The sequence below is a fragment of the Nitrosospira sp. TNL300 genome (assembly GCF_055385915.1).
In genome coordinates this window covers 2,615,022-2,627,403 of record NZ_AP041005.1, presented here as the reverse complement: position 1 = coordinate 2,627,403, position 12,382 = coordinate 2,615,022, and the positions used below count along the sequence as shown (strand labels likewise).

The window sequence follows — 12,382 nt, the reverse complement described above, 5'->3', positions numbered from 1 at the left end:
GGATTACTTGTGTTTGACGGCTATCAGAAAGTGCTGTGCGCCCGCACTACGGGCACGCAGCATCGCCTGCACGACAATTCCTTGCGGTGCGTCGCTGTCTGCCGATACCACCACTTTCTGTTCGGAATCGCGCAGCAGTGGTTTGAGGGTGTCACCCAGCGTCTCCAGGGTCACGGGCGTGCGGTTGACAAAGATTTTGCTGTCGCTCGTCAAGGTCAATGTAACCGGCGTTTTGGCGCTGAGTTTCTCGGCCTCGCCTTGCGGCAGATTCACCTGCAGGGAATCGAGGTTCTGCATCGATAATGACGATAGCATGAATGTGGCAAGCAGGAAAAACATCACATCGATCATCGGGATGATTTCGATGCGCCCCCTGCGGTACTCCCTGGATTTACGCCGCTTCATGACGGCTCTCCTCCTGATCCAGGCGAATATGATCGATGAGGCGCGTGCCCAGCCGTTCCATCTCATCCATCGTTTGGGATTGAAGGCGGGAGAAGTAATTGAAGCCGAAGAGCGCAATCAGCGCAATCAGGAGGCCGACGACGGTGGCGACAAGCGCTTCGGCTACTCCTCCCGTCACGGCAGTGGGGTTGACCACCCCTTCGCCGCCAATGATCTGGAAAGCGCGCATCATGCCGATAACCGTGCCGACAAGCCCGAGCAGAGGTGCGGCGGTGACGATCGTTTCCAGAACCCACAACCGGCGTCCCAGCGATGTCTCGATCAACTGGGCTTCGTCTGCCGCGCGCGACTCCGTCCACCAGGACGGATGATGCCTGTTACTGATTACGACCTCGAAGAAGCGCTTGTAATAGTGGCGATCATCCAATCCGGAGAGTATTTTTTCCAGATCGGCCCATGCAAAGCCGTAAGTCTCAACCAGATTCAGCAGGTCGTGAGACAGGCGGGCAAACTTCCAATAGATGAACGCCTTTTCAAGCATGATCGCCAATGCGATCACCGCCAGCAAAGATAGCGGCACAACGGTAAAACCGCCGAGTTTCAGCGCGGTCCAGGTTGCATTCAGTTCCTGCATGTTTATCTCCGAGCGGGGACGATAAGTCCCATGTTGATTAAATTGTCGACAACTATTTCTTCAGTCCTTGCAATTTCCTGCAGCTGGAAAGAACGCTCTCCATCCCGCCAGGGCAAGTTTATGACGCGGTGAGACAGTGTGGTACGGCTTTAAGAGACGCGCTTCCCCTCCCCAAGAATAGGGGAAATTTACAGATCAGGCTGTTTTCGTTCTGCCCCTTTCGGTCTGCGGGAAGGTTTCGGTCAACACTCAAAAACACTCAAGCCTAATTTTCATCCTGCCAACCTGTAAAATCTTACAGCTATTCACCCAGCCCGTTTTAGGGTTTCATAGCTCTGTTTTTCCCGAGTTTTTTCCGAGTCGAATCGTTCTTGCAAAAGAGCATCAGGTTTTTCCGTAATGATATCCCTAAACCAAAACTACACAGGGAGTGTTGCGTGCGTTTCTGAGAACGCTCGCGATATGACCCGTCCTGCCACTGTGGAGAATATCCATACCCCGATTGCAGAAATTTTCGAGCAGAGTCTGAACGAAATTTATCTACTGAATGCTCAGACGCTGCATTTCGAGTACGCCAGCCGGGGAGCCCGGCGTAATCTTGGCTACAGCATGGATTCGCTGCAAAAAATGACGCTGCTGGAAGTCGAACGGGAGTTTGACGAAGCATCGTTCCGCGCTCTGATTGATCCACTCGTGAAGGGTGAGAAAGAAATCCTGGTTTTCGAGGCGACGCATCTGCGTGCGGACGGTACGCATTACCCGGTCGAGGTTCACCTGGAGTTGTCCACGCAGCCTGAGCAAGTGCAATTTCTTGCGATGGCGTTCGATCTCAGCGCCCGCCGCCGCGCCGAGGCCAAGTTGCGTGCAAATGAGGCGCGGTTCCGGACAATGATCAATACCATCCAGCAGCTTGCATGGATAGGGGAGACGGATGGATCCAGATCCTGGTACAACCAGCGCTGGTACGACTATACCGGAACCACTCCCGAAGAGATGATGGGCTGGGGCTGGCAAAAGGTTCATGATCCCGAACTGCTGCCGGAGGTAATAAAACGTTGGAATGAGGCTACTGCTGCCGAGCAGCCGCTCGATATGGAAATTCCACTGCGCGGCGCGGACGGGAAGCTCCGGGTATTTCTGACCCGCGCCGAGCCGTTAAGAAACGAGGAAGGTCAGGTTGTGCAGTGGTTCGGGACCAATACCGATGTCCATGATCAGAGACTTCTGGAAGAGGCGCAGCGTGAGACAGAAAAGCGGCTTCAGGTGGTGATGGAGCATATGACCGAGGGGCTTGTCATCTCCGATTTCAATCGTAATCTCCTCCACTGGAATCCCGCCGCTTTGCGAATGCATGAGATCGACGGTGCGGAAGAGGTCTTGGGCAATCTTCATAGTTTTGCCCGGATCTACGAGTTGTCGACCACCGAGGGCAACGTCATGCCTATAGATCAATGGCCTTTGCCGCGCATTCTCCGGGGCGAGCACCTGCATGATCTGGAACTGCGCATCAGGCGTCTAGATAAAGAGTGGTTGAGAATCTTCAGTTATTCCGGAACGGTCTTGCACTACGAGAACAGTAAAGGATTGGCGTTTCTTACCATCAAGGATATAACCGAGCGCAAACAGGCTGAAGAAGCCCTGCGTGATGCGAAGGTTAATCTTGAATACAAGGTGAATGAGCGTACCGCCCAGCTTCTTGCCAAGAGCAAGGAACTGGAAAATTTCTGTTATTCGGTATCTCATGATCTGAGAGCGCCCCTGCGCGGCATAGCCGGGTACAGCAGGCTGCTGCTGGAAAACTACTACGAACGCTTCGACGAGGAAGGTCGCAGTTTTCTGACAAATGTCCGTTCAGCCACCAAGCATATGACGGATTTAATCGAAGATTTGCTCTCCTACTCAAAACTTGAGCGTCGAAAACTGTCTTCGACCGTCATCAGGCTTCCCGCCTTCGTATCAAAGGTGTTGGCCCAGTTCGAGGATAGTCTGCAAAACGTGCGCCTCATTGTCAGTGTGGATGATTTCCACGTTCGCGCTGATCCCGATGGTCTTGCAATCGCTCTACGTAACCTGGTCGATAACGCCCTCAAGTTCTCCATACACGCTCCGGAGCCTGTCATCGAAATTCGCGCCTGGACTTCGGATAGCAATTGCATTCTTTGCATGCGCGACAATGGTATCGGATTTGATATGCGTTTTTACGACAAAATTTTTGAGATATTCCAGCGCTTGCAACGGGCCGAGGAATATCCGGGGACAGGCATCGGGCTTGCAATGGTGCAAAAAGCGATGGAGCGTATGGGAGGACGTGTGTGGGCGGAAAGCCAGGTAGGTGCCGGTGCTGTCTTTTACCTGCAACTGCCACTGTCCGGTCCTGCGCCAGGGCCATTCGAGCAGTTGCAAGAACAGGACTTATAGGGTGTGCTTTCATGAACACTGCGTTGCCGATTCTGCTTATTGAAGACAACCCGATGGATGTCGATCTCACCCGGCGTGCTTTTGTACGGCACAACCTGACCAATCCACTCGAAGTGCTGCGGGATGGTCAGGAAGCCCTCGATTTTTTTTCGAGCTGGAGAACGAGTGACCTCCCGCCTTCGGTTGTACTGCTAGACCTCAAACTGCCCAAAGTAAGCGGACTGGAAGTCCTGCGAACCATACGGGAGCATTCCGTGCTTGGAACTGTTCCGGTCGTAGTGCTTACGTCTTCCTCCGAAGATATCGATGTTCATGAAGCCTATCTGCTGGGCGCGAACTCCTACATCGTAAAGCCGGTGGACTTCGAGAAATTCATTGATGTGGCTCGCCAGATTGAGCTCTACTGGACTGTTCTCAATACCCATTGTCTTGCAAGGATTAGAGGTTTCTGAATGAGTTTCATGCAGGATGCGAGGTCGCCCAGGGCTCGGGCAATACCCCGGAGGGCGCGAGGATACGATAGGGGACCGAAGTCCGCAAAGGCCTTTTTCGACCCTCGGGGAGATCATTCAAAGGTTTTCCAATGAGAGTTCTCTACCTTGAGGATAATGCGTTGGATGCCGATCTGGTGCGATTGGAGCTGAAAAAACGCGCGCCCGACATCCAGCTCGATATCGTCAGTTCACTGGCAGAAGCTTTGCACCGCGTGGAAAGATTCCACGATCTCTATGGAACCAGCCTCGGAATCCCGGCGATTGCCAGACCGGAGCCGGATGCCCCTGCCCGCTATGATATTGTCCTGACGGACCTCAATCTTCCGGACGGGAGCGGTGAAACGTTGCTGGCTCAGATTCGCAGACGGCATCTACCGCTTCCAGTCGTGGTTCTTACGGGTTCCAGCAGGGAAGAAGCCATCCTCTCATTACTTCGAGCCGGGGCTGACGATTACGTCATAAAGCATGGGCGCTTTCTCGAAACTCTTGGGCTCGTGCTTCGCGCGACGCTCGACAAGTTCCAGACAGAAACTTACCGCCGCGCTACAGTACTCCAGGTTTTATACGTTGAGCCCAATCCGCATGACGCTGAAACGACGAAACAGGCACTGGCTTCCACTGCACCGCACCTTCGAATCGAGTCTGTTCAGTCAGCTGAGGAAGTTTTTTCCTATCTTGCTGGACAGAATAGAGAAACCGACGTTGACGTGTTGCTGCTCGATTATCGCTTGCCCGGGGCTTCCGCGACGGACGTTCTGAAGGAGCTTTGCCAGGTACGGGGGCTTGATCTGCCCATCATTCTCTTCATCGGAAGCGAGGACGAGGAGATCGCCAGGCAGTCACTGAAACTGGGTGCTGCCGATTACGTTGTGAAGACCGCAGGTTACCTCCAACGGTTGCCGACTGTCATAGAAAATGTCTGGCTGCGGGCAGAATCGAACAGAAGGGAGCGGGTTTTGCTGGAAGAGAGGACACGACTTGCTCTTGCCACGGAAGCAGCCGCCATCGGTATCTGGGAGTGGAACACTGCGACCAATGAAATGATCTGGAATGACCGGATGTACGAGATCTACGGGATTGCTTCCGGGAGCCGCATCACGTATGACATATGGAAATCCTATACCCATCCGGACGATCTGCCCCAGCAGGAGGCGCATCTGGAACGGGTCAGCGCCGAGGACGGGCGCGTTCAACTCGATTTCCGGATTCTGCGCGAACACAAGACAGTGCGTCATCTGCATATTGCGAAGGCATTGAAATGGAGCACCAATCCGGATGAATTGAGAATAGTGGGCACCGCCATCGACATTACCAAACGCAAGCAAACTGACTTTGCAATCCAGGAACATGCCATGCAGCAGGGACTCATTGCCGCGTTCGGGCAACAGGCGCTCGCCAGCGGGAATCTTGCCCTGTTGTGGAGCCAGGCAGCGGTGATCGCTTCTCAAGGTCTCCATGTCGAGTTCTGCAAGGCGCTCCAGCTTGCACCGGATTTCCGTTCTTTTGTTCTTAAATCCGGGATCGGCTGGCAGAAGGACTGGATTGGAAGGCAGATATCGTTTACGTACGAGAACAGCCAAAATCGCTTTGTGCTGGCGAGCCATCAATCCGTCATTGTGGAGGACTTCCAGACGGAAACCCGTTTCAAGGCTTCCAGCATCCTGAGGAGTCATAATATACGCAGTTGCGCGGATGTGCTTATCTCGGGGGCGGGAGGACCTTATGGGATCCTTGGAGCCTATTCGCGCGATCCGCAGCGCTTCACGTCCAGCAGTATCAATTTTCTGCAGAGTCTCGCGAATATTCTTGCAACCGCAATTGACCGCAAGACAACGGAGGAGCGTCTCACTTACCTGGCCCAGTTTGATCCCCTGACGGAACTGCCTAATCGAAGTCTTTTTCTTGATCGTCTCCGACAGGCGATGGAACATGCCCATCGCAACCGTCGCCGGGTCGGCGTGGTATTTGCGGATCTGGACCGGTTCAAGATCGTCAACGACACAATGGGCCATTCTACCGGTGACGAACTGCTGATCCATGTCGCAAAGAGACTGCAGCAGTGTGTGCGTTCATGCGACACGGTTGCCCGTCTTGGGGGAGATGAATTTGCTTTCATTCTGTCTGATCTCGTACAGGCTGAAGATGCAACCTTAATTGCGGAGAAGGTTATTTCGGCGCTCCACGTACCCTTCGAACTGGAAACACAGGAGATCTATGTCTCTGCGAGCCTTGGAATCAGCATCTATCCCGGCGATGGTACCGACGCAGACAGCCTGCTCAGAAATGCGGACACAGCGATGTTCCAGGCAAAAGAGCAGGGACCCGCGATTTATCAGTTTTACCTTCCGCAGATGAATGAGCGCGCGGTGGCTCGCCTGAAAATCGAGACGCAACTTCGTGGCGCCCTGGCGAGGCGCGAGTTCGTGCTTCACTACCAACCCAAAGCAAGCCTGATCAATGGAGAAATTACCGGTTTTGAAGCGCTGCTGCGCTGGCAGCACCCCGCGCACGGGCTGGTGCCCCCACTACAGTTCATTTCCGTTCTCGAGGATACGGGGTTGATCGTATCGGTAGGCGAGTGGGTGGTGAAAACGGTTTGTGAGCAGATCAGGGAATGGCAGGGCCAGGGGCTGGTGCTGCATCCCATTTCGATCAATCTGTCAGCGCGGCAGTTTCAGCAACAGGATCTGGATAGCGTTATTGGGGAAACGTTGAAGGCTACGAACATCGATCCGCGTCTGCTGGAATTCGAGCTTACGGAGTCGGTATTGATGAAGGAGGCCGAGATGGCCGCCAACGCCCTGCAGAATCTGAAAGCCTTCGGTGTCCAGATATCGATGGACGATTTTGGTACCGGCTATTCCAGTCTTGCCTATCTCAAGCGCTTTCCTCTGGATGTACTCAAGATCGACCGCGCCTTCATCCGTGACGTCACGACGGATCCCGACGACGCAACCATTACCGTAGCCATGATCAAGCTCGCGCACAGCCTCGGGCTGAAAGTAGTGGCTGAGGGCGTTGAAACAAGGGCGCAGCTGGATTTTCTGATAAGGCACGGATGCGACGAAATGCAGGGCTACTATTTTTCCCAGCCTTTGCCGCTCGAGGGCGCATCCAAAGTGCTCATGGATGGCTACCGTCTGTCAATGAGCAGGAGCGCTTGCGCCGAGCAGTAAGTCCCATTTACTCGCCGATCTTCACTCTCACTTGCTTCCCTGTTCCAGAAAAAACCCTTCCGTGCGCGCGCCTCCTAAACATAGCTCTTTCCCTAGCTCGGGATATTTGGTAATTTATCGACCGTAGTCCCAGTCCGCAGGGAGGGCGGACACTCCATGGATAATGACAAATGAAGAACGCCATATTGGTGGTTTGCGCCACGTTTGCGTTTATGGGAGGCGCTTTTGCAAAACCGGCCGACTTGTCTCTCCGGTCCAACGCAGCGCTGATTCTGGATCCACAGCGGGGACAGGTTCTTTTCCACAAGAACGCAGACAGTGTCATGCCGATTGCTTCGATTACCAAACTCATGACCGCAATGGTTGTGCTCGATGCAAAACTGCCGCTGAACCAGGAAATAGTCATCGACTCGGCTGATGTTGATGTCATCAAATATACTCGTTCCCGTCTGCGGGTAGGAACGAAGTTCACCCGCGGAGAATTGTTGCGACTGGCCTTGATGTCTTCGGAGAATCGCGCTGCTGCGGCGCTGGGACGTACGTATCCCGGCGGCCTGAATGCGTTTGTTACAGCCATGAACCGCAAGGCATTCCAGTTGGGAATGGGCAGCACCTATTTCGTTGACTCGACCGGCTTGAACAGCGGAAATGTCTCCACCGCGCGTGATCTCGCAAAAATGGTCAAGGCGGCACACGGGTACCGCCTCATCCGCGTATTTTCCACGACCGCTGCGCACGAGGTGGCATCTGTGGGGAAGGTACGCAGCCGCAACTTGAATTTCGTCAACTCAAACAAGTTGGTGAGGAGCAGCAGGTGGGATATCGGCATATCCAAAACAGGATTTCTCAGCGAGGCCGGGCGCTGTCTGGTGATGCACGCAAATATCACAGGCAAGCCGACCATAATCGTGCTGCTCGATTCCTGGGGAAAGAATTCCCGGATTGCCGATGCCAACCGTATCAAGAAGTGGATGGAAGCCGGCATGACTCGCAAAGTACGTGGTTAGCGTGTGCGGGGTGGCCTGCTTGCTGCGAGGGTAGCGCCACTTTCGTTCGGTTATCCTTTTGTTGATTCAGTGTGTGGAATCGCGTCCGGACCCGCCTTCGGACGCTCTCTTTCTATCGCTTTTTACAACCGGAACCGGCAGGTATTCTACCTTCGTATGTGGCACATCGTGCCTCTTGCCGAGAAGGAAGCCATTTTCCCCGATTTGGATGCGGGTGTCCGGAAAGGAGTTGTTGTGCAATTGCAATTGATTGCAGCGCTCGTCATCGTTTTCCTCATTGTCACGTTTGCAGTTCAGAATGCTGTTGAGGTAAGCGTCATATTCCTGCTTTGGCGTGCCGATGCATCGCTTGCCGTTGTGATCGCAGTCTGCTTCGGTCTGGGAGCGCTCATAGGGGCGCTCGTTACACTGCCGACCATGTTGCGCGAACGCATGGCGATAGGACGGCTACATAAAGAAGTCGAAGCGTTGCGCGCCGAGAATGACAGCTTGCGCGCCTTGAAGCAGAACGAAGCATCTGTCCCGTAAGGTTATTGAAGATGCGGACCAAAATGGACCGGGCTCGATTTTGCTGCAACCCGGATCGGAGCTTTGCGAGGGATTTGTTCAGTGGTTCCCTAAAGCAAGCGGAAAGCCAGGAGAGCCACGATAGTCGGTGGTATTGCCGCTGTCAGCAGACCTAACGGGTGAATGGTCGCATCCTCGAAATTGCCGCGCAGAATAGCGACCCCGGCAGGGTTGGGCGCATTCGCGATGATTGTGAGACCGCCTCCCGTAACGGCCCCTGCGACCAGCGCATATTTGAAAGAATCCGACAATCCCTCTACAAGCGAGCCAAGATAGGTAAGGGCTGCATTATCCGTTATCGCGGTCAGCAGCGTGGCACTAAAAAACACTGCCTCACTGCTCATTCCAAGCAATAGCGGCTGCAACCACCACTGCTGCTGTCCGCCCAGCACTACCAGACCGGCCAGGAAAAATGCCACCAGCAAACCCTCCCGCAGGATAAACCGGTTCTGATGTTTTTGATATGCATGGGCGATGCCAAGAAAAAACAGAAAAAGCCCCATAAAAGCGGCAGGATGATGAGCAAACGTTACTATCCCGATCAGGAAGATGAGGTGCACAGCTACAAGAAGGTCCGGCACTTTCTCTCCACGATCAGACAAATTCTGCCCCGGTCCCGCCTGGGACAATTCGCGGCGAAACAGCAACGTGGCGCTCCCCGCATTGATGATCACGGCGATAGCTGCTTTCCAGCCGAAAGTGGATATCATGAACCAGATGTCCCATCCCCATTTCCCAGCCACCATAAGCACGGGAGGTGCAGCGAAGGGTGTCAAGGTGCCGCCGATGGATACATTGACGAACAGAACCCCGAGCGTGGTGTATTTAAGCTTGAGCGAAATTCCGCGAGAGAAATAATTGTCTCGAAGAATCAGGGCAGCAAGCGTCATGGCTGCCGGTTCGGTGATGAAGGATCCGAGCAGTGGAACGAGGGAAAGCGTCGCAAAGTAGAAAACGGTCCCCCGCGACAGTGGAATGAACTGAGCCACGGTTCGTACCGAGAGCATGGCAAGCTGGAGGATCGGTTTTGTTCCAGCAACGACCATGATCGCAAAGACGAACATGGGTTCCGTAAAGTTACGCGAATCCAGGTAATCGATTGCGCTGTCGCGGCCTTCCACCGCAAACATGAACAGTATGAGAATCATGGCCCAGAAGCCGAATACGACTTCTACTTCACCCAATAAATGCCATATCCCTGCGTGGGCGGGACGCGTGTTTGCCAATCGTTCAAAAAATCTGGTGGAAAACGTATGCAGGAGTGCAACCGCGAATAGCGCTGCGCTGATTGCCTGAATTGTCGAAGGTGTCACCAACTCCCTTTATGTGGTAAGGATTGGAGGGTGGGAGCACAGAATACGATAACCTGCCCTCGGATAGGCATCTCCTTATGTCCTTATGGAGTGAAACTCCGAATGGTTACCGAAGACTGGCTGAATGCGCCGACACAATGACGAACAACATACCCTTTGCGATGATACAAGCGCAATGCCGTTCCCTTGCGTTACGAAGATGCCCGGGTTCTCGAAACAAACAGCGAAGCTCTTATTTCATTGCATCCAGGTTTGCCTGCGCGTCGGCATTGCCCTGGGCCGCCGCTTTCTTGAACCATTCTTTCGCCTTGGCCTCGTCTCTGGGCACGCCTTCACCTGAGTAATACATCACACCCACGTTATTTTCCGCGTCGACATTGCCCTGTTCGGCCGCTTTTTGAAACAACCCGAACGCCTTGGTGGAATCTTTAGGAACACCTTCGCCGTTGGCATACAGCAACCCCAGGTTGAATTGCGCATCCGCATAGCCCTGCTCAGCCGCGCGATGAAACCAGGCGGCGGCGGTAGCAGGATCGTTACTCAGGATTTTGCCCGAAGCATCCTTGGATATCGCTTCACCCGTATAGTACATAACGCCAAGGCCAGTCTGTGCTTTGGGATCGCCAGCCTCCGCGTCTTTTTTCAACCGCAGGAATTTTTCCTCCGGTGTAGAATCGCTCTCAGACCCGGCCGGCATGATTTCTTTCAATATTGCAGACTTCTCTTCCGGGCTCAGACTTTCCTCCAGTACTGATGGCATTTGCTTTTCAGAAGTGAACTCATCCGGCAGTTCCGTCTGCTGCTCGGCGGGTTTTTCTGCGTCCTTCGCTGTTTTCTGACCACATCCGGCAAGCATGAGCATCGGCAGCGCGAGCAATGTAACAAAAAGAGTTTTCATCAGATATTGTGTCCTGATCAATGAAACAGCATTAGCGGTCCGAACGTGAGAAACAGCGCTCACAAGCTGTAGTACATATCGAATTCGACCGGATGCGTCGTCATCCGGAAGCGCGTGACTTCTTCCATCTTGAGCTCGATGTAAGCATCTATCATATCATTCGAAAACACCCCGCCGCGAGTCAGGAAATTGCGGTCCTTATCCAGGCTGTCCAGTGCTTCATCCAGGGAAGCGCAGGGATTCGGAATTCTGGCAGCTTCCTCGGGTGGAAGGTCGTAGAGATTCTTGTCCATCGGGTCGCCCGGATGAATCTTGTTCTGGATTCCATCCAGCCCCGCCATCAGCATGGCAGTAAATGCAAGGTAAGGGTTCGCGGTAGGGTCAGGGAAGCGCACCTCGATCCGTCGGCCTTTGGGGTTATTGGCATAAGGAATGCGCACGGCAGCCGACCGGTTGCTGACGGAATAGGCAAGATTGATGGGTGCTTCAAAGCCCGGAACGAGGCGCTTGTACGAGTTGGTCCCGGGATTGGTTATGGCGTTCAAGGCCTTGGCATGCCTGATGATTCCGCCAATATAGTACATTGCCATTTCCGAGAGTCCGCCATAACCGTTTCCGGAAAACAGGTTTCGTCCGCCTTTCCAGATTGACTGGTGCACGTGCATCCCGGAACCATTGTCACCGACAATGGGTTTGGGCATGAAGGTTGCGGTCTTTCCGTAAGAGTGGGCGACGTTGTGCACCACATATTTGAATACCTGAGTCCAGTCAGAGCGCTTCACCAGGCTGCTGTACTTGGTACCTATCTCACACTGTCCGGCAGTCGCCGTTTCGTGGTGATGCACTTCAACTTCGATACCCATTTCCTCAAGTGCAAGACACATCGCCGATCGGATGTCATGCAAGGAGTCGATTGGGGGAATGGGGGAATAGCCTCCCTTGATACCAGGACGATGCCCGATGTTGCCACCCTCGTATTTTACTCTCGAACTCCAGGCTGCTTCTTCCGATTCGATTTTTACGGAACAGCCGGACATGTCCGCGTGCCAGGTGACGGAATCAAAAATGAAGAATTCAGGCTCCGGGCCGAAAAACGCGGTATCGCCGATGCCTGTCGATTTGAGGTAGGCTTCGCCGCGTTTTGCCAGGGAACGGGGATCGCGGTCATAACCCTTGCCATCCGAGGGCTCCACTACGTCACAGGTGATGAACAGTGTAGCCTCGTCCATGAAGGGATCCATTCGGGCGGTGTCGGTATCCGGTATCAGCAGCATGTCCGATGCCTGCACACCCTTCCAGCCGGCGATGGAAGAGCCATCGAATGCGTGACCGTCCTCCAGTTTATCAGCATCGACGGCGTGAGCGGGCAGGGTTACATGTTGTTCTTTACCGCGGGTATCGGTAAATCGTAGATCAACGAATCTGACTTCGTTGTCCTGAATCATTTTCAGAACATCGGCTACCGCCATT

General features: G+C 53.9%; 10 protein-coding genes. 5 read left to right on the top strand and 5 right to left on the bottom strand.

Translation table 11 applies throughout. From position 1 onward, the window contains the following. Positions 1-3: 3 nt before the first annotated feature. Entirely contained in the window at positions 4-405 is a 402-nt protein-coding gene (locus ACZ5BW_RS11995; RefSeq protein WP_464540246.1) for an ExbD/TolR family protein, read from the bottom strand. Further along, entirely contained in the window at positions 392-1,039 is a 648-nt protein-coding gene (locus tag ACZ5BW_RS11990; protein ID WP_464540244.1) for a MotA/TolQ/ExbB proton channel family protein, read from the bottom strand. The genes ACZ5BW_RS11995 and ACZ5BW_RS11990 overlap by 14 nt, the downstream gene beginning before the upstream one ends. A gap of 462 nt (positions 1,040-1,501) precedes the next feature. Here ACZ5BW_RS11990 and ACZ5BW_RS11985 point away from each other — a divergent pair, with 462 nt between their 5' ends. The 5 genes from ACZ5BW_RS11985 to ACZ5BW_RS11965 all read left to right on the top strand — a co-directional run bounded on the left by ACZ5BW_RS11985 (position 1,502) and on the right by ACZ5BW_RS11965 (position 8,662). Beyond that, a complete protein-coding gene (locus ACZ5BW_RS11985) occupies positions 1,502-3,457 on the top strand; it encodes a PAS domain-containing sensor histidine kinase (RefSeq protein ID WP_464540241.1) in 1,956 nt (651 codons plus the stop codon). An 11-nt stretch (positions 3,458-3,468) separates the two neighbouring features. Beyond that, positions 3,469-3,909, top strand: coding sequence for a response regulator (locus tag ACZ5BW_RS11980; protein ID WP_464540239.1), 441 nt, complete (start codon positions 3,469-3,471; stop codon positions 3,907-3,909). A gap of 131 nt (positions 3,910-4,040) precedes the next feature. Further along, the gene (locus tag ACZ5BW_RS11975) at positions 4,041-7,127 is read left to right on the top strand and encodes an EAL domain-containing protein (protein ID WP_464540237.1); all 3,087 of its coding nucleotides are present in this window, start codon (positions 4,041-4,043) and stop codon (positions 7,125-7,127) included. A 170-nt stretch (positions 7,128-7,297) separates the two neighbouring features. After that, the gene (pbpG, locus tag ACZ5BW_RS11970; protein WP_464540235.1) at positions 7,298-8,134 is read left to right on the top strand and encodes a D-alanyl-D-alanine endopeptidase; all 837 of its coding nucleotides are present in this window, start codon (positions 7,298-7,300) and stop codon (positions 8,132-8,134) included. A 3-nt stretch (positions 8,135-8,137) separates the two neighbouring features. Next, the gene (locus tag ACZ5BW_RS11965) at positions 8,138-8,662 is read left to right on the top strand and encodes a LapA family protein (protein WP_464540233.1); all 525 of its coding nucleotides are present in this window, start codon (positions 8,138-8,140) and stop codon (positions 8,660-8,662) included. 89 nt (positions 8,663-8,751) lie between these two features. Here the strand turns inward: ACZ5BW_RS11965 and ACZ5BW_RS11960 are convergent, their stop codons facing one another. From ACZ5BW_RS11960 to glnA, 3 genes are all read right to left on the bottom strand, one after another. Then, positions 8,752-10,014 (bottom strand): putative Na+/H+ antiporter, encoded by a 1,263-nt coding sequence (locus ACZ5BW_RS11960; RefSeq protein ID WP_464540231.1) that lies wholly within the window; start codon positions 10,012-10,014, stop codon positions 8,752-8,754. A gap of 232 nt (positions 10,015-10,246) precedes the next feature. Beyond that, the gene (locus ACZ5BW_RS11955) at positions 10,247-10,912 is read right to left on the bottom strand and encodes a tetratricopeptide repeat protein (protein WP_464540229.1); all 666 of its coding nucleotides are present in this window, start codon (positions 10,910-10,912) and stop codon (positions 10,247-10,249) included. Between the two features lie 59 nt (positions 10,913-10,971). Next, positions 10,972-12,381 (bottom strand): type I glutamate--ammonia ligase, encoded by a 1,410-nt coding sequence (gene glnA / locus ACZ5BW_RS11950; RefSeq protein ID WP_464540227.1) that lies wholly within the window; start codon positions 12,379-12,381, stop codon positions 10,972-10,974. Position 12,382: the final 1 nt, after the last annotated feature.

What these genes read in the sequence shown, in the direction of transcription:
- ACZ5BW_RS11995 (WP_464540246.1), bottom strand. Translation starts at nt 405, where the DNA reads ATGAAGCGGCGTAAATCCAGGGAGTACCGCAGGGGGCGCATCGAAATC.
- ACZ5BW_RS11990 (WP_464540244.1), bottom strand. Translation starts at nt 1,039, where the DNA reads ATGCAGGAACTGAATGCAACCTGGACCGCGCTGAAACTCGGCGGTTTT.
- ACZ5BW_RS11985 (WP_464540241.1), top strand. Translation starts at nt 1,502, where the DNA reads ATGACCCGTCCTGCCACTGTGGAGAATATCCATACCCCGATTGCAGAA.
- ACZ5BW_RS11980 (WP_464540239.1), top strand. Translation starts at nt 3,469, where the DNA reads ATGAACACTGCGTTGCCGATTCTGCTTATTGAAGACAACCCGATGGAT.
- ACZ5BW_RS11975 (WP_464540237.1), top strand. Translation starts at nt 4,041, where the DNA reads ATGAGAGTTCTCTACCTTGAGGATAATGCGTTGGATGCCGATCTGGTG.
- pbpG (WP_464540235.1), top strand. Translation starts at nt 7,298, where the DNA reads ATGAAGAACGCCATATTGGTGGTTTGCGCCACGTTTGCGTTTATGGGA.
- ACZ5BW_RS11955 (WP_464540229.1), bottom strand. Translation starts at nt 10,912, where the DNA reads ATGAAAACTCTTTTTGTTACATTGCTCGCGCTGCCGATGCTCATGCTT.
- glnA (WP_464540227.1), bottom strand. Translation starts at nt 12,381, where the DNA reads ATGGCGGTAGCCGATGTTCTGAAAATGATTCAGGACAACGAAGTCAGA.